At 42.8% G+C, this 23,061-nt stretch carries 26 protein-coding genes and 1 pseudogene; 22 read left to right on the top strand and 5 right to left on the bottom strand.

The window, feature by feature from the left end:
* From folK to panC, 4 genes are read left to right on the top strand one after another with little or no spacing between them, the layout of a single operon-like run.
* The gene (gene folK / locus PSU78_RS01125; protein ID WP_300382988.1) at nucleotides 1-492 is read left to right on the top strand and encodes a 2-amino-4-hydroxy-6-hydroxymethyldihydropteridine diphosphokinase; all 492 of its coding nucleotides are present in this window, start codon (nucleotides 1-3) and stop codon (nucleotides 490-492) included.
* Nucleotides 493-506: 14 nt separating this feature from the next.
* Complete coding sequence (locus PSU78_RS01120; RefSeq protein ID WP_300382985.1) at nucleotides 507-1,154, top strand: deoxynucleoside kinase; 648 nt, start codon at nucleotides 507-509, stop codon at nucleotides 1,152-1,154.
* 18 nt (nucleotides 1,155-1,172) lie between these two features.
* Nucleotides 1,173-1,985 (top strand): 3-methyl-2-oxobutanoate hydroxymethyltransferase, encoded by an 813-nt coding sequence (panB, locus tag PSU78_RS01115; RefSeq protein ID WP_300382982.1) that lies wholly within the window; start codon nucleotides 1,173-1,175, stop codon nucleotides 1,983-1,985.
* A gap of 24 nt (nucleotides 1,986-2,009) precedes the next feature.
* Entirely contained in the window at nucleotides 2,010-2,858 is an 849-nt protein-coding gene (gene panC / locus PSU78_RS01110) for a pantoate--beta-alanine ligase (protein ID WP_300382979.1), read from the top strand.
* Here the strand turns inward: panC and PSU78_RS01105 are convergent.
* On the bottom strand, nucleotides 2,855-4,621 hold the full coding sequence (locus tag PSU78_RS01105) for a DUF4153 domain-containing protein (RefSeq protein ID WP_300382976.1): 1,767 nt from the start codon (nucleotides 4,619-4,621) through the stop codon (nucleotides 2,855-2,857). The genes panC and PSU78_RS01105 overlap by 4 nt on opposite strands.
* A gap of 100 nt (nucleotides 4,622-4,721) precedes the next feature.
* Between PSU78_RS01105 and panD the strand changes: the two genes are divergently transcribed.
* From panD to tpiA, 6 genes are all read left to right on the top strand, one after another.
* On the top strand, nucleotides 4,722-5,102 hold the full coding sequence (panD, locus tag PSU78_RS01100) for an aspartate 1-decarboxylase (protein ID WP_300382973.1): 381 nt from the start codon (nucleotides 4,722-4,724) through the stop codon (nucleotides 5,100-5,102).
* The gene (gene rsfS, locus PSU78_RS01095) at nucleotides 5,103-5,480 is read left to right on the top strand and encodes a ribosome silencing factor (RefSeq protein WP_300382970.1); all 378 of its coding nucleotides are present in this window, start codon (nucleotides 5,103-5,105) and stop codon (nucleotides 5,478-5,480) included.
* Nucleotides 5,481-5,508: 28 nt separating this feature from the next.
* Nucleotides 5,509-5,976 (top strand): 23S rRNA (pseudouridine(1915)-N(3))-methyltransferase RlmH, encoded by a 468-nt coding sequence (gene rlmH / locus PSU78_RS01090; protein ID WP_300382967.1) that lies wholly within the window; start codon nucleotides 5,509-5,511, stop codon nucleotides 5,974-5,976.
* Nucleotides 5,977-5,978: 2 nt separating this feature from the next.
* Nucleotides 5,979-7,418, top strand: coding sequence for a deoxyribodipyrimidine photo-lyase (locus tag PSU78_RS01085; RefSeq protein ID WP_300382965.1), 1,440 nt, complete (start codon nucleotides 5,979-5,981; stop codon nucleotides 7,416-7,418).
* Nucleotides 7,419-7,531: 113 nt separating this feature from the next.
* Complete coding sequence (gene fba, locus PSU78_RS01080; protein ID WP_300382963.1) at nucleotides 7,532-8,602, top strand: class II fructose-bisphosphate aldolase; 1,071 nt, start codon at nucleotides 7,532-7,534, stop codon at nucleotides 8,600-8,602.
* A gap of 58 nt (nucleotides 8,603-8,660) precedes the next feature.
* A complete protein-coding gene (tpiA, locus tag PSU78_RS01075; RefSeq protein ID WP_300382960.1) occupies nucleotides 8,661-9,428 on the top strand; it encodes a triose-phosphate isomerase in 768 nt (255 codons plus the stop codon).
* A gap of 31 nt (nucleotides 9,429-9,459) precedes the next feature.
* Here the strand turns inward: tpiA and PSU78_RS01070 are convergent, their stop codons facing one another.
* Complete coding sequence (locus PSU78_RS01070; RefSeq protein ID WP_300383840.1) at nucleotides 9,460-10,452, bottom strand: class 1 fructose-bisphosphatase; 993 nt, start codon at nucleotides 10,450-10,452, stop codon at nucleotides 9,460-9,462.
* 358 nt (nucleotides 10,453-10,810) lie between these two features.
* Between PSU78_RS01070 and PSU78_RS01065 the strand changes: the two genes are divergently transcribed.
* Together PSU78_RS01065 and PSU78_RS01060 are read left to right on the top strand one after the other, a co-directional pair.
* Nucleotides 10,811-11,605: a VacJ family lipoprotein gene (locus PSU78_RS01065; RefSeq protein ID WP_300382957.1), complete on the top strand. Its 795-nt coding sequence runs from the start codon at nucleotides 10,811-10,813 to the stop codon at nucleotides 11,603-11,605.
* Nucleotides 11,606-11,701: 96 nt separating this feature from the next.
* Nucleotides 11,702-12,927 (top strand): annotated as a pseudogene (locus PSU78_RS01060) (IS256 family transposase).
* Between the two features lie 71 nt (nucleotides 12,928-12,998).
* Here the strand turns inward: PSU78_RS01060 and pmbA are convergent.
* Entirely contained in the window at nucleotides 12,999-14,339 is a 1,341-nt protein-coding gene (pmbA, locus tag PSU78_RS01055; RefSeq protein WP_300382955.1) for a metalloprotease PmbA, read from the bottom strand.
* A gap of 76 nt (nucleotides 14,340-14,415) precedes the next feature.
* Here pmbA and yjgA point away from each other — a divergent pair, with 76 nt between their 5' ends.
* Together yjgA and nhaD are read left to right on the top strand one after the other, a co-directional pair.
* Nucleotides 14,416-15,045, top strand: a complete 630-nt coding sequence (yjgA, locus tag PSU78_RS01050; protein ID WP_300382952.1) for a ribosome biogenesis factor YjgA — start codon at nucleotides 14,416-14,418, stop codon at nucleotides 15,043-15,045.
* Nucleotides 15,046-15,088: 43 nt separating this feature from the next.
* On the top strand, nucleotides 15,089-16,369 hold the full coding sequence (nhaD, locus tag PSU78_RS01045; RefSeq protein ID WP_300382949.1) for a sodium:proton antiporter NhaD: 1,281 nt from the start codon (nucleotides 15,089-15,091) through the stop codon (nucleotides 16,367-16,369).
* A 51-nt stretch (nucleotides 16,370-16,420) separates the two neighbouring features.
* On the opposite strand, the gene PSU78_RS01040 is transcribed toward nhaD, so the two are convergent.
* Entirely contained in the window at nucleotides 16,421-17,248 is an 828-nt protein-coding gene (locus PSU78_RS01040; protein WP_300382946.1) for a PDZ domain-containing protein, read from the bottom strand.
* A 62-nt stretch (nucleotides 17,249-17,310) separates the two neighbouring features.
* Here PSU78_RS01040 and mog point away from each other — a divergent pair, with 62 nt between their 5' ends.
* The 6 genes from mog to PSU78_RS01010 all read left to right on the top strand — a co-directional run bounded on the left by mog (nucleotide 17,311) and on the right by PSU78_RS01010 (nucleotide 21,596).
* The gene (mog, locus tag PSU78_RS01035; protein WP_300382943.1) at nucleotides 17,311-17,892 is read left to right on the top strand and encodes a molybdopterin adenylyltransferase; all 582 of its coding nucleotides are present in this window, start codon (nucleotides 17,311-17,313) and stop codon (nucleotides 17,890-17,892) included.
* Between the two features lie 86 nt (nucleotides 17,893-17,978).
* On the top strand, nucleotides 17,979-18,878 hold the full coding sequence (locus tag PSU78_RS01030) for an SPFH domain-containing protein (RefSeq protein ID WP_300382940.1): 900 nt from the start codon (nucleotides 17,979-17,981) through the stop codon (nucleotides 18,876-18,878).
* 21 nt (nucleotides 18,879-18,899) lie between these two features.
* Complete coding sequence (gene thiL, locus PSU78_RS01025; RefSeq protein ID WP_300382937.1) at nucleotides 18,900-19,868, top strand: thiamine-phosphate kinase; 969 nt, start codon at nucleotides 18,900-18,902, stop codon at nucleotides 19,866-19,868.
* 133 nt (nucleotides 19,869-20,001) lie between these two features.
* Nucleotides 20,002-20,535, top strand: coding sequence for a hypothetical protein (locus PSU78_RS01020; RefSeq protein ID WP_300382934.1), 534 nt, complete (start codon nucleotides 20,002-20,004; stop codon nucleotides 20,533-20,535).
* Nucleotides 20,536-20,623: 88 nt separating this feature from the next.
* Nucleotides 20,624-21,109, top strand: coding sequence for a phosphatidylglycerophosphatase A (locus PSU78_RS01015; protein ID WP_300382931.1), 486 nt, complete (start codon nucleotides 20,624-20,626; stop codon nucleotides 21,107-21,109).
* Nucleotides 21,102-21,596: a CinA family protein gene (locus PSU78_RS01010; protein ID WP_300382929.1), complete on the top strand. Its 495-nt coding sequence runs from the start codon at nucleotides 21,102-21,104 to the stop codon at nucleotides 21,594-21,596. Before PSU78_RS01015 ends, PSU78_RS01010 begins: the two co-directional genes overlap by 8 nt.
* Nucleotides 21,597-21,607: 11 nt before the next feature.
* On the opposite strand, the gene PSU78_RS01005 is transcribed toward PSU78_RS01010, so the two are convergent.
* Nucleotides 21,608-21,973 carry a hypothetical protein gene (locus tag PSU78_RS01005; RefSeq protein ID WP_300382926.1) on the bottom strand — a complete coding sequence of 122 codons (366 nt, stop codon included), beginning with the start codon at nucleotides 21,971-21,973 and terminating at the stop codon, nucleotides 21,608-21,610.
* 165 nt (nucleotides 21,974-22,138) lie between these two features.
* Between PSU78_RS01005 and PSU78_RS01000 the strand changes: the two genes are divergently transcribed.
* Both PSU78_RS01000 and PSU78_RS00995 read left to right on the top strand, forming a co-directional pair.
* A complete protein-coding gene (locus tag PSU78_RS01000) occupies nucleotides 22,139-22,735 on the top strand; it encodes a hypothetical protein (RefSeq protein ID WP_300382923.1) in 597 nt (198 codons plus the stop codon).
* A 21-nt stretch (nucleotides 22,736-22,756) separates the two neighbouring features.
* Complete coding sequence (locus PSU78_RS00995; RefSeq protein ID WP_300382920.1) at nucleotides 22,757-23,059, top strand: hypothetical protein; 303 nt, start codon at nucleotides 22,757-22,759, stop codon at nucleotides 23,057-23,059.
* The last annotated feature ends 2 nt before the right edge of the window (nucleotides 23,060-23,061 follow it).

Here is a 23,061-nt window from a genome sequence, read left to right as displayed (position 1 = left end):
ATGAAACAAGCTTTTGTTGCGCTAGGCAGTAATTTAGCAAACCCAATTTCACAAGTAGAATCTGCATTTACTGCTCTTGAGAAGCTACCAAACACGCATGTATTAAAGAAATCATCTTTATACAAAACGGCGCCAATAGGTTACGAAGCGGAGCAATTAAACCAGATTCCAGACTTTATTAATGCAGTAGCCGAGCTTGAAACAGATTTAACTCCGCTTGAGTTACTCGATGCGTTATTGGCAATTGAAAATGAGGCTGGGCGCGAACGTCCATTCCCCAATGCTCCGCGAGTATTGGATTGTGATTTATTGCTATATGAAAATGTCAGTATGGAGTCCACCAAGCTGACATTGCCGCACCCAAGAATGCATCAACGCGGTTTCGTTTTATTACCATTATTTGAAATTGCATCGCAATTATCCATCCCGAATCATGGCAAAATAGCGGCATTGATTCACGAACAGCAATTTACTGGCATTACAAAACTATAGGCAACACACTAAGCATGAGCATTTTTAACAAATACCCTTATATCGTTGTTGAAGGCCCAATTGGCTGCGGAAAAACTACGTTAGCTAAAATGTTAGCCGATAAGTTTCCTGTCGATTATTTATCTGAGAAAGCCGAAGCAAATCCATTTTTGCCTCGTTTTTATCAAGATGCGCAACGTTATGCTCTACCAACACAGCTTTTCTTTTTGTTTCAGCGTGCCAATCAGATGACAGATTTAAGCCAACGCGACATGTTTGCTAAGCCTATTGTTGCTGACTTTTTCTTAGAAAAAGATCCAATATTTGCACGGCTAAATTTAGATGATGAAGAGTACGCGCTGTATCACAACATTTATACACACTTGCAATTAAAAGCACCCAAACCAGATTTGGTGATTTACCTACAAACGCCTATTGACGCGCTAATGGAGCGCATTGAAGAGCGTAGCGTCACTTACGAACAAGACATTCCACGTGAATATATAGAGCGTTTAGCCAACGCATATAGCGAGTTTTTTCACAATTACAATGCATCACCAGTATTAATTGTGAATAATGAAAAGCTGAATGTACTCAAAAATGAAGATGCACTAGATTTACTACTTAACCGCATTATGCAGATTAAAGGTCAGCGCGAATTCTTTAATCCGAACTTTGATTAGTTAGCTGTCAATAAACTAATGAACTTATCCCAATTACATGAAAAGGCTGCGGCTGGCGAAAAACTCGTCATGCTCACCAGCTATGACTCCACTTTTGCCAAGCTTTCTGAGGAAGCTGGTGTTGATATTATTTTGGTCGGCGATTCGTTAGGCATGGTACTGCAAGGTGCTGAAAATACGCTCAATGTAAGCATGCACCACATGACTTATCACACCAAAAGCGTTTCCGCTGGCGCTTTAAACACCTACATCGTCGCTGATATGTCACTCGGTAGTTATGAGCACGACAATGAAGCAGCTTACAAAAATGCTGAATGGCTGATTAGGTCTGGCGCGCACATGGTGAAGTTTGAGGGTGGCGGCAATAAGGTGAAAACAGCGCGTTACTTGGTTGAACGCGGCATTCCTGTTTGCGCTCACTTAGGTTTTACGCCGCAATCAGTCAATCAACTCGGTGGTTATAAAATCCAAGGCAAAACCGACGAAAGTGCCACTCAAATCATGCAAGATGCCATTGCCATGAGTGAAGCTGGTGTAGGTTTCATCGTGCTAGAAATGGTACCTGCCGCCTTAGCTAAAAAAATTACCGAAGCCATTAATACACCCACCATAGGCATAGGCGCTGGCGTTGATTGCAGTGGTCAGGTGTTAGTCCTTCAAGATTTGCTTGGCATATACACAGGCTCTGCGCACAAAAAAACTAGCGAATTTAAATCTCCACGTTTCGTGCGTAATTTTCTAAAAGACACGAATAGCATACAAGCGGCGGTTTCAGCCTATGTTAAAGCAGTGAAAGATAAAAGCTTTCCTGCGCTTGAGCATAGTTATTAAGTCCATTCTCAAAGTCTTAATTTAATGCAAATTATTAACACCATAGCCGACTTAAGAAGCGCCTTAAAAAATCAAGAAAACATCGCTTTTGTGCCGACAATGGGTAACTTGCATGCGGGGCATATTCAGCTGGTTGAAGTGGCTAAACAGCATGCAAGCTGTGTTGTAGTGAGTATCTTTGTTAACCCGCTTCAGTTTGGGCCAACTGAAGACTTAGCGAGCTATCCACGCACTTTAGAAGCCGATCGTAAAAAGCTAAAAGCTGCTGACACAAGCATTGTTTTTACGCCCACTGTTGAAGAAATGTATGCCGACTTTGACGGTAAAAACCTCAATCAAACCATGACGATTATACCTCCGCCAATCGCCAACGAACTTTGCGGCGCTGCGCGACCAGGTCACTTTGCTGGCGTTGCCACCGTGGTAATGAAGCTTTTTAATATGGTACAACCGAGTGTTGCCGTATTTGGCCAAAAAGATTTCCAGCAACTATTTATCATCAAACAAATGGTGAAACAATTTAACTTGCCAGTTAACATCATTGGCGTGGACACAGTACGTGAGCCTGGCGGTTTAGCAATGAGTTCACGCAATGGCTACTTAACGAATGCGCAGCGCGCAACAGCTAGCCAATTAAATAGAGCTTTACAGGGCATTGTTCAATCAGTCAAAAATGGTAATCGAGATTATTCCCAACTAGAACAACAAGCTAAATCCACACTCAATAGCCAAGGCTGGACGTCTGATTATATATCGATACGTTCGAGCTTAACACTATTAACCGCCAGCAACGCAGACACTGACTTAGTCGTTTTAGGCTCAGCAAAGTTAGGTAACACCCGTCTAATCGACAACCTTACGTTCAATATTTAACGCTTTTCAATAGACAAGGTTTCATTACCAAATCTCAATAAATGCCATTCTGGTTTGAGTACTTTATAATCACCTGACTCCAATAGTGCCAAGTCGCTTTTCTTGCTACCTTGAGCATAGTCAGTCACTCTAGTATCGCCTATATACTTCCAGCCAGTGGCCTCTTTTGAATAAACGCGATTGCCATACGGATTCAGCAATATCACTTCAGACATATAATCGTCATTTAAATCTACAGCAAGTACGCGACATACATCCTCTAATTGAGACATACTAGACAGGCATTCCCAATAAAGTGTCCCCGCATTTTTATCCGCTAATAAGGCTTCATAAAAACCTTCTTCAAGCACCGTGCCTTTCGGATAAACATTGATCTTTGATTTCAATACAGCAATGTTACCTACTCTCTTTTCTGGCTTGGAATAATAACTTTGATCACTTGCATCAAGTGCGGCCTGCGCTTCTACCTTTAGCTCAGGATGCTGCTGATTAGCTACCATGTCATGAAGTGCGTCATTGCCATATTGGCCACCTTTGAAACGCAAATATTGAAAGTCAAAATTATCCGCTTTAACTTTACCTTCTAATAACCTTGCCACCTGGCTATGCACGCCAATTCGTGTTGGATTCAACACTGGTGAGTTAATCAAAATTAATACCGCAACTACAGCTAATGCGGCATAAACATTAATTGTTTTAGTCAGCTGCATCCAGCTTTGTTGTACATTAAAAGACTTGATAGCGGCAAACGCATAACCAAAACTGTATATCGCCATAATCGCTACTAAACTAGCCGCCCACACACGGTCAGAAGTCCAGCCATACTGATGTACACGTAAATAAACGGCATAAATGCACAGCAGTGCATACACTGGCATAGTCAGCAAGCCGATATTGGTCAGCTTTAACAGCCATGCTGGATAAGATATTTGACGACCATCTTGAAACGCGGTATTGAGCAAAAATACTGTCAAGCCAAGCAGTCCTAACATCAAGCCTGCGGCATAACCCGTACCCCATAAGGTACCTAAGCCTTTAAATGGTAGTGTGATAATGAATGTCAATAAAATAAGACTTACCAGCGGCAATAACCAGCCCAACACTTGCAAAATGGCTCGTTTGAATTCTGAAAGTGCCTCTTCTCTCGCTGCGTAAAGTGACAAACCCAAGCCAAACGCTACAGTTGTGGCTGGATAAATAAAATAGCGTGTATTAAATATTTCGTCAAAAAATGGTATACCGAGTATTTTGAATAAAGCGACAAATAGCTCTAGCGCACCCCAAAAAAGGCTAACGAAAATGCTCGCTACAATCACTTTGACGGCATTACGCCATGAAAAGTTAAACAAAGCCTCGTAACGGTTAAACCATTGCTTATACTGGCAAAAATGCTCAAAAAACGCCAAAGCAATAAACCATGCTACAAATATACAGATACCTAAAATCCAATAAATTCCAGAAAATGCATAATCCGACATGCCTTTTGCATAGCTTACATGCCCTATATAAGCTGCACAGAATGTCGCGACCAAACTAAAGCTTAACGCCAACCTAATAAGCAATTGGCGCGGCTGATTTGCCAACATCATCAAACTCAGTGGCAGCGTAACAATCAAAGCATATAGTGGTAAAATCAGTTGATAACTTGCACCTAACTCAACGAGGCTTTTGACCCAATTGTGCATCAATAACAGCATCAAACCTTGTGCTAATGCCACAACCAAAATGAATTTCTTCTCTTGCTTTTGTTGTTTGACTTCCAATTTACACCTCCCTTTATTATTAGGTGAATAGATGTTAAGTTACTATAAACCGTTGAATACACTATAATACTGTTTTTTCTATCTAAGAGTTTTCAGCATTATGCGAAGAACAATGCTTAAATCTAAACTACACCGCGTACATGTAACGCATAGTGAACTTCATTACGAAGGCAGCTGTGCTATTGATGAAAACTTGCTTGAAGCCGCTAACATTAGCGAATACGAGCAAATTCATTTGTACAATGTGACCAATGGCGAGCGCTTTAGTACGTACGCCATCTTAGCTGAACGTGGTTCAGGTATTATCTCTGTAAATGGAGCAGCTGCACACAAAGCAGCGCCTGGCAATATTATGATTATTGCCAGTTACGCGAATTATAATGAATTAGAACTACAAAAGTTCTCACCCCAACTTGTGTATGTGGACGATAACAACCGCATACAATCTCAACGCAATGCAATTCCAGCACAGGCCGCTTAAATGACAATTGATGTAAACGCAGCAAACTATTTAGAAACAATGAAACAGGCAGTGATTGATGCCATTGAAGATATTAAAGGCTTCGACATCACCCCTATGGATGTTCGCAAGCTCACAAGCATGACTAGTTATATGATTGTGGCTTCTGCTACATCAAGCCGCCAAGCCAAAGCGATTGCGGATAATGTACGTGAGAAACTGAAAGAAAAAGGCTATCACATTCGCGGTACAGAAGGCGAAAAAGAAGGTGAATGGGTACTGGTCGATTTAGACGACATCGTCGTACACATTATGGTGCCAACCACACGTGCCTACTACAATCTAGAGCAATTATGGGGCGAGGCTGAAAGCCGCCGTGGCCATATCAAAGCTGAGTAATTAGCTCATCTGCCAGCAGAGTTAGTGCATGAAACTGCGTATTATCTCTGTCGGCCACAAAATGCCAAGCTGGGTTGAAACCGCTTGCACAGAATATACCAAGCGCATGCCGCGCGAAGCCACTGTTGAAATTATCGACATCAAGCCTGAAAAGCGTGCAGCAGGCAATAGTACTGAGAATATTCAGCTCATTGAAGCCAAACGTATTCTAGAGGCTGTCGGTAAAGACTTTTGCATAGCCTTAGATGAACGTGGGCAAGAAGTGACCACACTGCAACTCGCAGATAAATTCAAAGATTGGCAAGCGTCAAGCCGTGATGTGTCGCTCATAATTGGCGGCACTGACGGATTGCATACTTCTGTAAAACAAAAAGCTGATTGGCTATGGGGGCTTTCAAAGCTTACATTGCCACACGCTATGGTTAGAGTGTTGCTGGCAGAGCAACTTTATCGAGCGCACTCGGTCATTACCAATCATCCCTACCATCGCGAGTAAATATGTCTCAAGCACAGCAGAAATCAACCTATGAAAAATCTTTAGTTTGGTTTAGACGTGACTTACGAGATTACGACCATGCAGCGCTATATCACGCGCTAAAGTCCTCTAAAAATGTATATTGCGTATTTGTATTTGATACTGCAATTCTTGACCAATTAACGGATAAGGCAGACCGCCGCGTAGAGTTTATTTGGGAAAGCGTACGTGAATTAAAAACCTCGCTTCAAAAATACGGTAGTGATTTAATTGTATTGCATGGCTACGCTAGCGATGAAATTCCAAAATTAGCCAACTCACTTTTAGTGAATGCTGTATTCACTAATCATGATTACGAACCTAGCGCCATTGCTCGCGACGCACACGTGGCTGAGCAACTGAATATAAGTCATATTGAATTTCATCATTACAAAGATCATGTGATTTTTGAGAAAGATGAAGTGTTAAATCTCTCTGGTAAGCCTTATGGTGTATTTACGCCATATAAAAACATGTGGCTAAAAACTGTGAATGATTTCTTTGTCAGAGCTTACCCAGTAGACGCTTATTTAAACAACTTAGCTAAACTTGATGTAAGTCCGTTAATAACTTTAGAAGAAATAGGCTTTAAGCGTACCAACTTAAGCAGCATGCGCTTACCAACAGGCATGCAAGGTGGCTTAGCACTTTTTAATGACTTTAAAGAACGTATGAGTCGTTATAAAGATGCCAGAGATTTCCCTGCCATAAAAGGTGTTTCGTATTTATCTGTACATCTACGTTTTGGCACTATATCTATACGTCATCTAGCCCGCGAAGCACTACAGGCGGCCAATACTGGCGCTCAGACTTGGCTAAGCGAACTCATCTGGCGTGATTTTTATGTGCAAATATTGCATCACAACCCAAGCGTTGCCGCGGGTAGCGCCTATAAAACTGAGTTTGAGGCTTTAAAGTTCCCAAATGAGCCTGTACTTTTTCAAGCCTGGTGTGATGGTAAAACGGGCTATCCACTTGTAGATGCCGCCATGCGGCAACTTAATACTACAGGCTTTATGCATAACCGCCTACGGATGGTAGCTGCGAGCTTTCTAGTAAAAGATTTACTGATAGATTGGCGCTGGGGTGAGCGTTATTTTGCTGAGAAATTAATCGATTTTGACCTAAGCGCCAATAATGGCGGCTGGCAATGGGCCGCCAGCACGGGCTGCGATGCACAACCTTGGTTTCGTATCTTTAATCCGACTACACAAAGTGAACGCTTTGATGCTCAAGGGAAATTCATTCGTAAATATGTACCAGAATTAGCAAAATGCAGCGATAAAGAAATTCATGCGCCTTGGCTGATTCCGCCACTACGTCTTCAAGAGCTCAATTTACACATAGGTCCAGACTATGCAGCTCCCGTGGTCGACCATGCAACACAACGATTGCAAGCCTTAGCACTCTACAAAAACATATAATATGTTTTATATAAGACATAAGTGTTATATAATTTACATAGACTCACAAAGCCCACGCAAAGACAGAACTTAAGTATACTCATAGACATGTTTTAATTATTTGAAAGATCACCATGGCACTCGTTTCATTACGTCAATTGCTAGATCACGCTGCTGAACACGATTACGGCTTGGCAGCCTTTAATGTTAATAACATGGAGCAAGTTCACGCCATTATGCAGGCGGCGGACGAAGTGAATAGCCCGGTGATTCTGCAAGGTTCTGCAGGCGCGCGCAAATATGCTGGCGAAGCTTTTTTAAGGCATTTAGTATTAGCCGCCATAGAAACCTACCCACATATACCAGTTGTCATGCATCAAGATCACGGTCAATCGCCCGCAGTGTGCATTCAAGCGATACGCTCAGGTTTTTCAAGCGTAATGATGGATGGCTCACTAATGGAGGATGCAAAAACTCCATCCACATACCAATACAACGTCGAAGTCACTAGAAAAATTGTAGAGATTGCGCATGCGATCGGCGTGTCTGTTGAAGGTGAACTCGGCGTGCTAGGGTCGTTAGAAACAGGCCTTGCAGGCGAAGAAGATGGCTCTGGCGCAACTGGCGTATTAAGTCACGACCAAATGCTCACAGACCCAGAAGAGGCCGCTGACTTTGTACGCAACACTGGGGTGGATGCACTAGCCATCGCAATCGGCACCTCACACGGTGCTTATAAATTTAGCAAACCACCCACTGGTAAAACCCTTGCAATTAGTCGCATTAAAGAAATACATGCCCGTATACCCAACACACACTTGGTCATGCATGGCTCATCTTCCGTACCTCAAGAATGGCTACAGATCATCAATGAATTTGGTGGAGACATGGGCGAAACATACGGTGTACCAGTAGAGGAAATTGTCGAAGGCATCAAACATGGCGTACGCAAAATCAACATCGACACAGACCTGCGCATGGCCTACACAGGCTCAATTCGTAAGTTTTTCACTGAAAAAAGAAAAGAGTTTGACCCAAGAAAATTCCTCAGCGCCTCCACTGTCGCCATGCGTGCCATTTGCAAAGAGCGCTATGAAGCTTTTGGTTCAGCAGGGCAAGCTGCGCTAATCAAGCCTATTTCATGTGACCAAATGGCGGTACGTTATAAAGCGGGCGAATTAGACGCGATTGTTAAATCAAAATAATCTGGTTTATTGAATTAGAGTTTAGCAAATTAGAAGTTTAGAAATAAGGGATAGAGAAATGCGGCGTAACCTAGTAGTTGGCAATTGGAAGATGCATGGCAATATTCATAGCAACGAAACCCTACTCAACACACTGATTAGCGGGCTAAGTGATTACAAAAATGCAGATTATGTCGTTTGCGTACCGAACCCTTACTTACACCAAACAAGGTCATTATTAGAAAATACTGGCATTGCTTGGGGCGGACAAAACGTGAACCAGTTCGAAGAAGGCGCTTTTACTGGCGCCGTTTCTCCACACATGCTCACAGACCTTGGCTGCACCTATGTGCTGCTTGGGCACTCGGAAAGACGAGTGTTGTTTCATGAAACCAATCTATCCGCCGCTGCCAGATTTGATGCCTCCATTAAAGCCAATCTAACGCCAATTTTATGTGTAGGTGAAACACTAGCAGAACATGATGCAGGACTCACGGAAGTCATTGTGGCAAGCCAAATGGATGCCGTAATGGCAACTCTAAACGATGAAAATTTTGCCAAGGCAATGGAACTGAACATGGTATTTGCCTACGAGCCAGTATGGGCTGTTGGCACTGGCAAAACCGCCACTCCAGAACAGGCGCAAATAGTGCATCAATTCATTCGCCAGCGCATTGCAAGGCGTAACGCTGAAGCGGCTTCCAAAGTCCGTATTATTTACGGCGGCAGTGTAAAAGCGCAAAACGCCGCTAAGTTATTCAGCATGCCAGATGTGGATGGCGGCTTGGTAGGCGGCGCATCGTTAAATGCAGAGGAATTTATCGCAATATGCAAAGCGGCTAATTAGCCGCTTTATTTTCCAGCTACAAAAGTAAGGCTTACTTTCTCTTAGAAGTCACCTGATGGTAAGCCGCAATCCTATCCACTTCACTTTTACAGCCCATAATCACTGGTACGCGCTGATGTATGCCACTAGGCTGCACCTCTAGTATACGTTGTGAACCAGTTGTTGAAGCCCCACCTGCTTGCTCAACAATAAAGCTCATCGGGTTAGCCTCATACATTAAACGCAGTTTTCCAGACCTTGATTTAGTGTCAGTTGGGTACATAAATACGCCTCCACGCACTAAAATACGATGCACTTCCGCCACCATTGAAGCGACCCAGCGCATATTAAAGTCTTTTTTACGGTCACCCTCTTCGCCTTGTAAGCACTCATCAATATAGCGCTGCACAGGCTCTCGCCAAAAACGATAATTCGACATATTGATTGCGAACTCCTGCGTCTCCTTAGCAATTTGCATATTGGGATGTGTTAGCAGAAATTCATTCGAATCTGCATCTAGTGTGAAACCATTCACACCATGACCAGTAGTGAGCACCAACATAGTAGACGTGCCATAAAGTGCATAGCCCGCGCATATTTGAGCTGTGCCTAACTGCAAATAATCAGCTAATTCAGGCTTATTATTCGGGCTTTTCAGAATAGAAAAAATAGTGCCTACCGATATATTTACATTCACGTTTGACGAGCCATCTAGTGGATCAAACATCAACAGATAATTTCCATTTTTCTTGTGCTTATCTTCAACCTCAATCACATCGACAAGCTCTTCAGAAGCCATACCCGCAATGTAACCACTCTGCTGACAAGCTTCAATAAAGATGTCATTAGTAATCACGTCCAAGGCTTTTTGCACTTCGCCTTGTACATTTTCAGAACCTAAACTACCCATATTGCCAGCCACAGCGCCCTTATCTATGGCCACAGCAATTTTCTTACAGGCATCTACCACATCACGTAATATCGCACTAAGTGCTACGTTGTGCTCACCCTGCAAATCCTGCTTTAAAAATTCTGAGATCTTGATATGTTTAGTCACACGGCTTTCCTATAATTTAGACGTCAGATGAATAACGACTGGTGAATTTAACTAAGTTAACTCTAAATAAGTTAATCAATACAGATAATTGTGCCACTTAAACGGATATATCGCGAGTAAATCATGAAAAGCATAGCGTAAAACCAATCACATCATCGATTCGAACAAACCGACAATCCATTAAAATTAGGGCTTACATGAGCAAATGCTGGACAATGACCAGCCGCTAAGTTAAAGTTAAAATAAGTTTTTCTTTACCTGCTCATATAGTTATATTAGCGGTTATAAAACACCTAAACAGTGCTTTATGATGACATCAGAGAAAAACTACAATTTGGGGTCTTGAATGCGTATTAAAACAATCAATAATTATAAAACTATTATCCTTGCTACTTGTGTGCTCACACTAGCCATGCTGTCTGGTTGCGCCACACAAAGCAATAAAGATCCCCTTGAAGGTCTAAATCGCGGTGTTTACAAATTTAACGATGTCGCTGACAAAGCAATCATCAAACCTGTAGCTACTGCTTATAAAACCATTACGCCCTCACCAATTCGCACAGGGGTTAACAACTTCTTTACGAATTTAGGTTCACTCACTACCGTTTTAAACGATATATTGCAGTTTAAACTTGCTAATGCCTTTACGGATGCAGGTCGATTTGTCATCAACAGTACATTTGGTATTGCTGGATTTATTGATGTAGCAGGCATGGATAACATACGAAATCATAAAGAGGATTTTGGTCAAACCCTTGGCTATTGGGGCGTGGGTAACGGTGCATACTTGGTTTTACCATTACTTGGCCCATCAAGTTTGCGTGATACTACTGGTTTAGTGTTCGATACTTACACAAGTGACCCCATTACCTACACTCGTAACATTGATCAAATTAGATTAAGCAACCAACTACGTGCTGCACAATTCTTGGACAAACGTACTGAATTACTAACAGCATCTGATTTAGTTGATGAAGCATCATTAGACCCATACGCGTTTACACGTGATGCTTATTTGCAAAAACGGGCAAGCTTAGTTCAAGATGGCTTAGTCCCTGAAGAACTAATCAAAGATGACTATGAAGATGTTGATGCAGAAACAGCGATAGACCCTGTAAAAACTGATACTCCAGCTAAATAAGTCGTAGAAAGAAAAAAGCCCCATTACTGGGAGTGTAAATAATTTTGTGTAAACGTCATTTTGCAGGAAACTGCTATTTTCAGAAATGGATAAAAAATGACATTACCAAAAGTCTTACCCAACGATTTAATTGACGGATTACTAGCCAATTATAAAAAGCCTGAAGACCTGATCGGTGAGAACGGTCTTCTCAAACAACTCACTAAAGCACTAGTTGAACGCGCACTGCAAGCCGAAATGGCTGAGCACCTAGGCCATGATAAGCACGAGACTGTCACCAATAGCACTGGCAATGCCCGTAACGGTAAAAGCCGTAAAACTTTGAAGGTGAGTTCGGCGAACTGCCCATAGAAATCCCCCGTGACCGTGAAGGCAGTTTTGAGCCGCAACTCATCCCCAAACATCAAACCCGCTGGACTGGCTTTGATGACAAGATCATCTCGCTGTACTCACGTGGCATGACCGTGCGTGAAATCCAAGCGCATCTCACCGAGATGTACGGCACTGAAATATCACCCACACTCATTTCGACCGTCACCGATGCTGTTGTTGAAGATGTGAAGCAATGGCAATCACGCCCACTGGATGCTGTTTATCCTGTGGTGTATCTGGACTGCATCCATGTCAAAGTGCGTGATGCTGGTGCTGTCCGCGCTAAAGCCGTTTACCTTGCGATTGGCATCAATATGCAGGGTGATAAAGAAGTGCTGGGCTTATAGATTGCGCAGACCGAAGGTGCTAAGTTCTGGCTCTCTGTGGTAACAGAACTGAAGAACCGTGGTGTTCAAGACATCTTCATTGCCTGTGTGGATGGCTTGAAGGGTTTCCCTGAAGCCATTGAGGCCGTTTACCCTAAAGCCGCTGTGCAACTTTGTATTGTGCATATGGTGCGCAACAGCTTGAATTACGTGGGGTGGAACAAGCGTGAGCAGGTGGCGGCTGATTTGAAGCGAGTTTACAGTGCTGCCACTGAGTCTGAGGCAGAGCTCTACTTGCTTGAGTTTGAACACAATTGGAATGATGCCTACCCACCGATTGCCCAATCCTGGCGCAATAACTGGGCACGTATTACGCCGTTCTTTGACTACCCGCAAGAAATACGCAAAATCATCTACACCACCAATGCGATTGAATCAGTGAATATGAGTTTGCGTAAGGTAACGAAGAGCCGTGGCTCATTTCCAAACGATGAGTCTGTGATGAAATTGTTCTATTTGGCGCTGCAAAACATCAGCAAGAAATGGACAATGCCACTGCGTGATTGGAAACCTGCACTCAATAGGTTTACTATTCAATTTGAGGAGAGGATGCCTCAGCAGTAATTAACCGACGTTTACACAAAATTCAGGACACCCTCCATTACTGGGGCTTTTTTATTAGAAACGTTAATCACTTACTCGCTGGCCACTGTCATACGCTCAATTAAAATAGAACCGACTTGTTTTGAGCCTTGTATGCAAACATCATTACCAATCGCAACAATCATTTTTAGCATTTCCGCCATATTGCTGGCGATGGTAATTTCCTCAACAGCGTGAACAATCACACCATTCTCCACCCAAAAGCCAGCAGCACCTCGTGAATAGTCGCCAGTGACCATATTCATACCACTACCTAGCAATTCAGTCACTAGCAAGCCAGTTCCCATTAGTTTGAGCAAACCAGAGAAGTCTTGCGCGCCAGATTGCACGATTAAATTATGGTTACCTCCTGCGTTACCTGTCGTTTGCATACCTAACTTACGTGCAGAATAACTACCCATAACGTAACCTTGTAATACACCATCTTTAACCAATTGCCGCGAATGCGTTGCCACGCCTTCACTATCGAACTGACTGCTTGCTAAACCTTTTTTCAGATGAGGCTCTTCATAGATATTAAGCAATGGTGAGGCCACTTGCTTACCTAAACTATCTAATAAAAATGAAGATTTACGGTATAAGTTACCACCTGAAATTGCACTAATCAGACTAGAAATTAGACCACTCGCCAATGGCGCTTCAAACATCACAGGCACTAGGCAAGTTTTAATCTTTTTGGAGTTCAAACGCCTAATCGTGCGCTCACCAGCCTTCCTGCCTATAGCAGCGGCTGACTCTAAGTCCGCTGCTGAACGGGCTGTGCTATACCAGTAGTCACGCTGCATACTATCGTCAGATTCTGCAATCACAGAGCAGCTCACACCGTGGCGTGTGCTTGGATAACCCCCTGTGAAGCCATGACTATTACTATAAGCAAAGTAGCCTGAACTAGTGGAAACGCTAGCACCTTCTGAATTAGTGATGCGCGCATCAACGCCTAGCGCAGCAGCTTCACACTCTTTTGCAATAACGATGGCTTCATCTACTGAGATATTCCAAGGGTGGTGCAAATCTAAATCAAGCACTTCTTTCGCCATTAAGTTAGCATCAGCCAAACCACAAAACTCATCTTTTGCAGTGTATTTAGCAATATTGCAAGCCGCGGCTACCGTATCTTTAATCGCTATCGGACTTAAATCAGAAGTGCTGGCATGGCCTTTTTGCTGACCAAAATAGACCGTCACCGACATGCCTTTATCTCGGTTGTATTCAATGTTTTCAACCTCGTTCAAGCGCACTGAAACATTTTGACCTATACTCAAACTCAGCTCAGCTTCCGCCGAGCTTGCGCCTAAATCTTTTGCCACTTTAAGCACGTCTCTCGACATTTGCTTAATTTCATCTAAAGAATAACTAAATCCAGAATCTGCCATAACTCTTCTACTATAAAAATACACAAAAATACTAAAGGAATGTCTATCAACATCTAGGCTGTTATAATACAGCACTATGAAACCTCAAATATCAGCAAAACCTAAAAAGACCGCGAAAGACCGCGAATTAGACAATGAACTCAACAAGCAAGTTGAATCAGATGTTGACGAGCCTATAAGCAAAACCAAACTCAAAGCTGAAGCTGACGCGCAACAAGCGCTTGGCGTTAGATTGTCTGAATTGCCTAAAGATAAGCTACTTAAGCTAGATTTACCTGATGCAGTCACAACCGCTGTGCTCGATACTAAAAAAATTACCGCCAATGGCGCGATTAGACGCCATCGCCAATATTTAGGTAGATTGATGCGCGAAATTGATAATGCGCCAATTCTTGAGCAACTCGCGCGTTGGGATGGTAAACATACTGCCGAGAATGCTTACTTTCACGGCTTAGAGCGTTGGCGTGATCGCATGATTGCTGACAGTAATGTGCTTTCTGAGTTTATGGCATTACACCCAAAAACAGATAGCCAACAACTGCGCACCTTAATTCGTAATGCGCAAAAAGAACTAGAAGCCAATAAGCCGCCAAAGAGTAGCCGTGAGATTTTCAAACTCCTGCGTGAAATCACGCAAGAATCTCAAGATAATAGCGATGCTGAAGCGGGCTACACGCCAACAGATGAATTAGACAACGATAATTAAAATACAATATTTAAAGCCTCTGAAATAGCTAGAAAAAGTCAAAATGCTAAGTGCCCTCATCATTATTTTTATCGTGACCTATGCGGCCATAGCACTTGAACATCCGATTAAAATAAATAAATCAGCTTCAGCCTTGCTAGGCGCGGGTTTGCTGTGGACTGTTTATGCGATATTCAACAACGAGGTACAAGTTAATCATCAGCTTAGCGAATCAGTAGCGACTACCGCTCAGATTGTGTTCTTCCTGATTGGCGCTATGACAATTGTTGAAGTCATAGACGCTCACAATGGATTTGAAGTAATTACATCTCGCATTAAGACCACTAAGTTATCGAGTTTAATGTGGCTTGTTGGTTTTGTGACATTCTTTTTAAGCGCAATATTAGACAATTTGACTACAACCATCGTCATGATTTCACTCATGAAAAAACTCCTAGATAAACAGGAGGATCGTCTTCTTTTTGCCTCTATGGTGGTTATAGCCGCCAATGCTGGGGGTGCCTGGTCTCCTATCGGCGACGTCACAACAACCATGCTCTGGATAGGTGGACAAATCACCGCCGCTTCTATCGTAAAAAGCCTTTTATTAGCCTCTTTAGTCAACCTGATTGTGCCGCTATTTATAGTGAGCTACTCACTAAGAGGGAAAATGGTCATATCCCCTGCGAAGCTGGAAAACACTAGCGCTTTACAATCCAACGAATTCGAGCGCAACGTAGTATTCTTTATGGGTTTGGGCGTATTAGTTTTAGTACCCGCATTTAAAACGCTCACGCATCTACCTCCGTTTATGGGCATACTCTTTGGCCTAGGCTTGCTTTGGCTTGTAGGTGACCTATTACATAGAAATAAAGACGATCAAGACAAGCAACATTTGTCTCTAGTCCATGCGCTCATGCGCATAGATATGAGCTCCATCGTTTTCTTTATCGGCATATTACTTGCCGTTGCAACGCTAGAACACAGTCAAATTCTGAACTCTCTCGCAACATGGCTAGATCAAACCATTGGTCGTCAGGATATGATAGTGACCATCATGGGCTTACTTAGCGCCATTGTGGATAACGTACCCCTAGTAGCCGCGTCGATTGGAATGTATGACCTAGCCATGTATCCGCCAGACAGTTTCTTGTGGGAATTTATTGCCTACTGTGCTGGCACTGGCGGTTCAATTTTAATTATAGGTTCAGCCGCTGGAGTTGCGGCTATGGGCTTAGAAAAAATACAATTTGCTTGGTATCTTAAAAAAATAAGCTGGCTAGCTTTGATTGGCTATTTTGCAGGGAACCTCACTTATATTCTGCAATACAATCTCACGCACTAAATATTGCTAGGTTTATTAGAACCTTTAAACCCAGCAGTATTTAGTTTAGTATTATTTCCGTGAATTCAAAGCCACGGTAGTTTTAACATCCTCATCTCCATGGCGGAATACAACATCGACTGCTTGTCCTTGATAGCGCTTCACTGCTGCAAATAAATCATCAGCTTTTTCAAGTGCAACATCTCCTATTTTAAGCAAAGTATCACCTGTGGCAATATTGGCTTTAGCTGCTGGCGACTCTTTAATCACGGCAATAATTTTCAGCCCTGGCAGCGCAGTACCTTCCTCTGCTGGATTAGTCGAAGCTTTTACCAATTTAATGACATGTACGCCAAGCAAAGGCATTGGCACTTTTGCCCAATAACTAGCGTAATGAATGTTTTTCTCATTTTTAGCATTCTCATCATTGGCTTCTTGCATCATTTTATTGCCATCTTCAGTGCCATCCATATTCACCATATTGGTCGTCAGTGCCACTGGCTTATCAAAAACTAAAACACTATCAGCTTTAATTTTCTTACCAAAAGCTTTAGCTAACTCTGCTGGAATTTTTGCCGAAACAAACTCTGACGTGCCCATCATATCGTAACCATTTTCCAGCATACGCGTGGTATCGGCTTCTTGATTCTGACCTATCTCTAAAGTGGTATCAGGTGAAGCTTTTAGAGATTTAAGCTGACGATCATTTTGTTCTTGATACTTGTCTTCAAATAAATTTGAATTTGCATTAATAACATCATAGGCATGCGCTTTTGGTGCTAATACAACAGCGCCTAAGCCCAGCAAGGCCAATAACATGAAGCTGCCAGCTATTTTTTTTTGTAATACTTGCGTACGTGTTTGATTTTTTTGATTGAATGACTGGATATTTGACGGCATAAAATGTCCTTTACGAAGTTAATGTTATGATTAGATTTTCACATATTACTTACGACACGTTAATGACAAAAGAATTCATTAAAATTGGTTTAGTTTCCATCAGTGACCGCGCAAGCAGCGGCGTGTATGAAGACTTAGGCCTACCAACACTCAAAAACTGGCTTGATAGCGCATTAGCAAAGCCTTACCAAATGATTGCACGATTGATTGCTGATGAGCAAGATGAAATTGAATCTACCCTCATAGACTTGGTTGATAGTGAAGGTTGTAGCTTAATTTTAACCACAGGCGGCACAGGTCCGGCCTTACGTGATGTTACACCAGAGGCAACATTAGCTGTTGCTGATAAAGAAATGCCTGGTTTTGGTGAGCAAATGCGTCAAATCAGTTTAAATTTTGTGCCTACCGCGATATTGTCACGTCAAGTTGCCGTAATTCGCAAACAATGCTTAATCATCAACTTACCGGGTCAGCCCAAAGCCATCGCACAGACGCTAGAAGGCCTAAAAGATGAAGATGGCAACACTAAAGTACACGGCATATTTGCCGCAGTGCCTTACTGCTTAGATTTGATTGGCGCGCCTTACATTGAAACTAACGAGTCTCTAGTAAAAGCATTTCGACCAAAATCTGCAATCAAATAGCTGCGTTAAAAAACTCACCTCATTGATACAACATGAATCCTAAAACACCAATCAATCATTTTTTACAAAAAATAAAAGAGAACCACATGGAAAATAATCCTTCAGTACAGTCGTCGATTAAATATATCGTCATAGGTGTCATTGTGGTGGTTTTACTCACTTGGTTATGGCCGCTCCGCAGCGTGCCTACGGGTAGCCGCGGCGTTGTTACTGTAGGTGGCGCAATCAAAGGTATTGAAAGCGAAGGCTTCATGCTGGTTGCACCTTGGCAGACTTTAAGCATTTTCAATATACGTGCTGAAGAAGCTGCAGTTGAAAATGCAGATGGCAGCACCAGTGACACACAACCCGTGCGCGTAAGCCTAACGGTGCGATATAGCATCAAACCCGATAAAGTCGCGGAAGTGTTTGAGAAGTATAGCCACGATGGTAATTTGCAGTCTTACGTGCAAACTGCAACGCAAGAAGTATTTAAAGCGGTGACGGCCAGATACACCGCGCCAGATTTAATCGGTAAACGCTCTTTAGTTTCTAGTGATATTTTAGATGCGCTGCGTAAAAAATTAGAAGTATATGGCGCACAAGTGATTAACGTTGATATGCGCAACTTCTCGTTCTCACAAGACTACATGGCGGCGATTAGCGCTAAAGTAACACAGGAACAATTACGCCTTGGTGCAGAAAATAAACTTAAAACGGTTGAGTCTGAGCAAAAGCAAAAGGTTGCCATTGCCGAGGCTGAAGCCAGTGCGTTAAAGGCACAAGCAGATGGTGAAGCGTATCAGATATTGAAATTAGCCACCGCACAGGCCGATGCTTTGAAAGTACAAAATGCTGCTTTAGCTCAAAATAAAGATGTACTGGAACTGCGTCGCATTGAAGTGGAGCAAACCAAAGCTGCAAAATGGGATGGTCAGTTACCGTCTGCTGTGTATGCCAGCGCGCCAATTCCTTTCTTTAATGCGCCTTCAAGTAGTTCAAAGTAGTCACATTAGAATTTAAATTTAATGACTCCTGAGTTTAATTTAATCAAACAATACTTTACCCGCCCAACGCGTAATACCAAACTCGGCGTGGGTGACGATGCAGCATTGATTAGCCTGTCAGCTGGAATGGAGCTTGCCATTTCAGCCGACATGCTGGTAGCGGGCACTCACTTTTTTGCAGATTGTGACGCTTATCAGCTAGGCTGGAAATCACTCGCGGTGAATATTTCAGACATGGCTGCAATGGGAGCGAATGCTAAATGGGCGACCTTGGCGATTGCGCTGCCTGATATTAATGAATCATGGTTAGCCGAATTCTCGCGCGGCTTTTTTGCCTGTGCCGACAGCTTTAACGTTGACTTAATCGGCGGTGACACTACGCGCGGCTCACTCACCATCAGCGTGCAAATCATGGGTGAAGTTCCGATTGGCAAAGCCTTACGCCGCGACGGCGCGAAGGTGGGCGATGATATATGGGTAACAGGCTCTCTTGGTGATGCAGCCATCGGCCTAGCGCATTTACAAAACAAACTACAACCGCACTTTACCTTGGCTGATCACTACCTTGAGTATTGTTTAAATGCGCTGCACCAACCCCAGCCGCGCCTTGCCTTAGGCTTAAACCTGCTTGAAATTGCGCACAGCGCAATTGATATTTCTGACGGACTTTTGTCAGATTTAGGACATATTCTAAAAGCCCACAACCTTGGTGGAGCTATTTATTTAAACAAACTGCCCTGCTCAATATTTACCAAGCAACATCAACATGAAAAACAAATACAGCAATATTTGCTAGCGGGCGGTGACGACTACGAGCTATGCTTTACTGCGCCGCAAGGTAGCAGAAACGCAATCGAAAAAATTGCTAGCGATTTAAATTTGCCAATCAGCCTAATAGGCAGTATTCATGAGGGTGCTTGCTTAATTGTACTTGACAACGAAAACAAACCAATTTCAATCGGGAAAACGGGTTATGACCATTTTGCGTAGGTTTGTAGGGTGGGCAACTCGTTGCCCACGCGTTACAACTTTATAGAGTACAACATCCGCGTGGGCAGAAATCTGCCCACACTACCTACTGGTGCTACATCAAAAAATAATTATTATCTATAAGGTATTAGCAATGAAAACAACAATAAGAAATTTAATTAGTTTACTAACTTTATTTAGCTTATTAATGGCGAATATTCAGTTGGCAGACGCTGGCAATCTATACCGTTGTGGTAGCGCGTATCAAGACGTACCTTGCCAAGGCGCTGCGGCTAGCGGTGCTTCAACGAACAAACCGTTAATCAAAACCAAAAAGAAAGACGATACTACTGTTAGCCAAAATACGGATAATCAAATACCTTTAAAAGTTGATAGCGATTGCAAAGCACGCGGTGAAGCTTCTAAATATATCAGCGGGGATAGAGAAGTTGGGGTGACAATGGATGCACAGTTGGAAAAAAATAAATATGCGCCAAATTTAATTAAAGAGGTGTATCGCCACCGCGGATCGTCATTAGAAGTTAAAAATGTTATTGAACAAGATTGTATGCAACAAAAATCACTTGACTCGTTAGCAGCTAGGCTCGAGACTGAGGCATCAAGATTACGCAACACCAAGTCGATTAATGTTGATCCAGCAAGCTCCAATAAACGTGCGGCGGAATAAATGAAACTTTAGCCAAGCACGCATAGATTGTGCTTCGCTTTACCCAGCAACAACCTACACCCAACTTACATATTTTAAATATTCAATTATGACGACACCCAGCCTTAAATTTCTACTTCAACACCCCGCGCACTTCTTTGCGCTGGGATTTGGCAGCGGCTTGGCTAAAAAAGCGCCGGGGACATTTGGCACAGTTGTCGGCTTGCCTTTGTATTTTCTTATCGCACCATTTAGTTTGGCACTGAAATTAAGCATCATCTCTGCTTTATTTTTAATCGGTATTTACTTTTGCGATGTCACGGGCAAAGCGCTTGGCGTATCAGATCATGGTGGTATTGTTTGGGATGAAATTGTGGCGATGATGTTAGTGCTTGCTTTCACGCCAAACCAATGGCAGTGGTGGCTTGTGGCTTTTATACTGTTTAGATTATTTGACATTTGGAAGCCATTTCCAATCAGGCAATTTGATGCCAAACTCAAAAATGGTTTTGGTGTAATGTTTGATGATTTACTCGCTGCAATCTACGCCATTATTGCATTGCAGGGCTTGCTATGGGCAGTTGCGCATGGATGATGCTTTATCAAACTTAGCCGCCGAACTTGGTGCAGCACTTAAGGCACGAGGCTATACGCTTGCTTTAGCGGAATCTTGCACAGGTGGGATGGTGGCTCAAGCTATTACGAGTATCGCTGGAAGTTCAGCTTGGTTTGACCGTGGTTTTGTGACTTACAGCAACCAAGCAAAAGTTGAGATGTTAGGAGTCTCTAGCCATACTTTAGAAAAATTTGGCGCAGTGAGCGAGCAAACTGCTATTGAGATGGCTGTCGGTGCGTTAAAGAACAGCCATGCACAAATCACTGGTAGCATTACGGGCATTGCGGGCCCCGATGGTGGCACGTCTGAAAAGCCAGTTGGCACTGTTTGCTTTGCTTGGGCTGAAATAAACAAAGCAAGCTCCATGACCACCAAATACTTTACGGGCAACCGTCAAGAAGTTCGTCAACAAGCCGCCATCGAGTTAATGGTCGGACTTGTTAACAGATTAAACGGTATCGATTAGCACCTTAAAATCTAGCGGTGACCGCCATGATGTCCGTCGTCGTGACCTCCGTGACCCCAGTTACCTCTATCGCCATCGCCACGACCCCAACCGTGATGTTCACGGCCTTCGCGACCCCAACCTCCATCATAATCGCGACGTCCATCATTGTAATATCGATATGACACTACAGGCTGATAATAAACGGGTGGCGCTGAGCGGTAATAAGTAGGCTGACTGTAATAGACCACAGGCGGCGCAGGATAATAAGCTACGGGTGGTGCATACCCATACCCGCCGATATTGACACCTAAACTAAAAGAATCTCGCGCAGATGCAGTGGATATAGAAGCCACTCCAATGGTTAAAGCAATGACAGCTGTACGTAATAATTTCATTTTCTTCTCCAGTCACAAAGCAGTTGTTGTGTACCTTAAGAAACGTATTAACTTACGGATGGTTGACATTGTGCTTGCATAACCGTGGCCTCAAGTAGGCTCAGGTATTATTTACAGCATAATAAGTAGTAAACTAATACTTGCTTAAATTGGTAACTTTTCTTTATGAAACACTTACAAACCCTTTTTATCTTCTCTCTGCTATTGACCACTTCGGTTGCTTATGCCCAAGCGCTACCCAAAGACATCTTAACGCAACTACCTAAGAGTTATGAAGTCATGTCGTCTTTAGGTGGGGAACTCAACGATGACAATCTCACTGACTATTTGGTTGTTACTCATATAAAAAATGAAGAGGCTATATTTAAGAAAACAGGAGTAAGCTCACCACGGCCACTATATATTTTCATTCAAAATCAGAACAAAACATTTTCAATAGCAAAAAAGAATGATGATGTGGTATTTGCTATAGACCAAGGTGGTCAATGTGACCCGTTTGAAGATGGCATGGATGGTTTAGTCATTAAAAATAAGTTCTTTACCGTACAAAATAGCGTAGCTTGCGGTGAGCACTGGAATGATTTTGTCACATTCAAATACGACGTAAAATTAAAAGACTGGATTTTCCATAAGCACACCTTTCAATCATTTAACTTTGCAGATCTAACGAATAGTAATGATGAGTTTGCGGAAAATAAATTGCACATCACTAAAGCTAATCCTAAAAAAGTAGTGACATTTGAAGCCTATCAACCTCATTAACAAAACGCCGCGAATTACACCATGCAAGTACTAAATAAAACACAAGCGCCTGCTTTTTGGAACAAAATTAGCATCAGCCTATTAGCCTTAGCCTGCATTGGGGCTTTGCTTACTAATCATGGTTTGGGACAATCAGGCTGCGGCACTTGGGGATTAGATTGTTTTGTACATGGCATTTTAGTAGCTGCTGGCATATGTTTATTTGGAGTGTTTGCAGCCTTCAAGGCGCTTAGTCGTCATGAATCAAAAGTTTGGCTTAGCTGGCTCGCGGTGCATGGCTTATATTTAATCGCAGTTTTGATTGCATTTTTAATGGTGCAATAGCG

Source organism: Methylotenera sp. (assembly GCF_029945705.1).
Taxonomy (GTDB): Bacteria; Pseudomonadota; Gammaproteobacteria; order Burkholderiales; family Methylophilaceae; genus Methylotenera.
The sequence above is the reverse complement of the archived record's forward strand: the minus strand, read 5'-3'. Positions and strand labels throughout refer to the sequence as shown.

Bases quoted from the DNA above. Each gene is read 5' to 3' on its own strand.
- folK (WP_300382988.1), top strand. From the start codon at position 1: ATGAAACAAGCTTTTGTTGCGCTAGGCAGTAATTTAGCAAACCCAATT.
- PSU78_RS01120 (WP_300382985.1), top strand. From the start codon at position 507: ATGAGCATTTTTAACAAATACCCTTATATCGTTGTTGAAGGCCCAATT.
- panB (WP_300382982.1), top strand. From the start codon at position 1,173: ATGAACTTATCCCAATTACATGAAAAGGCTGCGGCTGGCGAAAAACTC.
- panC (WP_300382979.1), top strand. From the start codon at position 2,010: ATGCAAATTATTAACACCATAGCCGACTTAAGAAGCGCCTTAAAAAAT.
- panD (WP_300382973.1), top strand. From the start codon at position 4,722: ATGCGAAGAACAATGCTTAAATCTAAACTACACCGCGTACATGTAACG.
- rsfS (WP_300382970.1), top strand. From the start codon at position 5,103: ATGACAATTGATGTAAACGCAGCAAACTATTTAGAAACAATGAAACAG.
- rlmH (WP_300382967.1), top strand. From the start codon at position 5,509: ATGAAACTGCGTATTATCTCTGTCGGCCACAAAATGCCAAGCTGGGTT.
- PSU78_RS01085 (WP_300382965.1), top strand. From the start codon at position 5,979: ATGTCTCAAGCACAGCAGAAATCAACCTATGAAAAATCTTTAGTTTGG.
- fba (WP_300382963.1), top strand. From the start codon at position 7,532: ATGGCACTCGTTTCATTACGTCAATTGCTAGATCACGCTGCTGAACAC.
- tpiA (WP_300382960.1), top strand. From the start codon at position 8,661: ATGCGGCGTAACCTAGTAGTTGGCAATTGGAAGATGCATGGCAATATT.
- PSU78_RS01065 (WP_300382957.1), top strand. From the start codon at position 10,811: ATGCGTATTAAAACAATCAATAATTATAAAACTATTATCCTTGCTACT.
- pmbA (WP_300382955.1), bottom strand. From the start codon at position 14,339: ATGGCAGATTCTGGATTTAGTTATTCTTTAGATGAAATTAAGCAAATG.
- yjgA (WP_300382952.1), top strand. From the start codon at position 14,416: ATGAAACCTCAAATATCAGCAAAACCTAAAAAGACCGCGAAAGACCGC.
- nhaD (WP_300382949.1), top strand. From the start codon at position 15,089: ATGCTAAGTGCCCTCATCATTATTTTTATCGTGACCTATGCGGCCATA.
- PSU78_RS01040 (WP_300382946.1), bottom strand. From the start codon at position 17,248: ATGCCGTCAAATATCCAGTCATTCAATCAAAAAAATCAAACACGTACG.
- mog (WP_300382943.1), top strand. From the start codon at position 17,311: ATGACAAAAGAATTCATTAAAATTGGTTTAGTTTCCATCAGTGACCGC.
- PSU78_RS01030 (WP_300382940.1), top strand. From the start codon at position 17,979: ATGGAAAATAATCCTTCAGTACAGTCGTCGATTAAATATATCGTCATA.
- thiL (WP_300382937.1), top strand. From the start codon at position 18,900: ATGACTCCTGAGTTTAATTTAATCAAACAATACTTTACCCGCCCAACG.
- PSU78_RS01020 (WP_300382934.1), top strand. From the start codon at position 20,002: ATGAAAACAACAATAAGAAATTTAATTAGTTTACTAACTTTATTTAGC.
- PSU78_RS01015 (WP_300382931.1), top strand. From the start codon at position 20,624: ATGACGACACCCAGCCTTAAATTTCTACTTCAACACCCCGCGCACTTC.
- PSU78_RS01010 (WP_300382929.1), top strand. From the start codon at position 21,102: ATGGATGATGCTTTATCAAACTTAGCCGCCGAACTTGGTGCAGCACTT.
- PSU78_RS01005 (WP_300382926.1), bottom strand. From the start codon at position 21,973: ATGAAATTATTACGTACAGCTGTCATTGCTTTAACCATTGGAGTGGCT.
- PSU78_RS01000 (WP_300382923.1), top strand. From the start codon at position 22,139: ATGAAACACTTACAAACCCTTTTTATCTTCTCTCTGCTATTGACCACT.
- PSU78_RS00995 (WP_300382920.1), top strand. From the start codon at position 22,757: ATGCAAGTACTAAATAAAACACAAGCGCCTGCTTTTTGGAACAAAATT.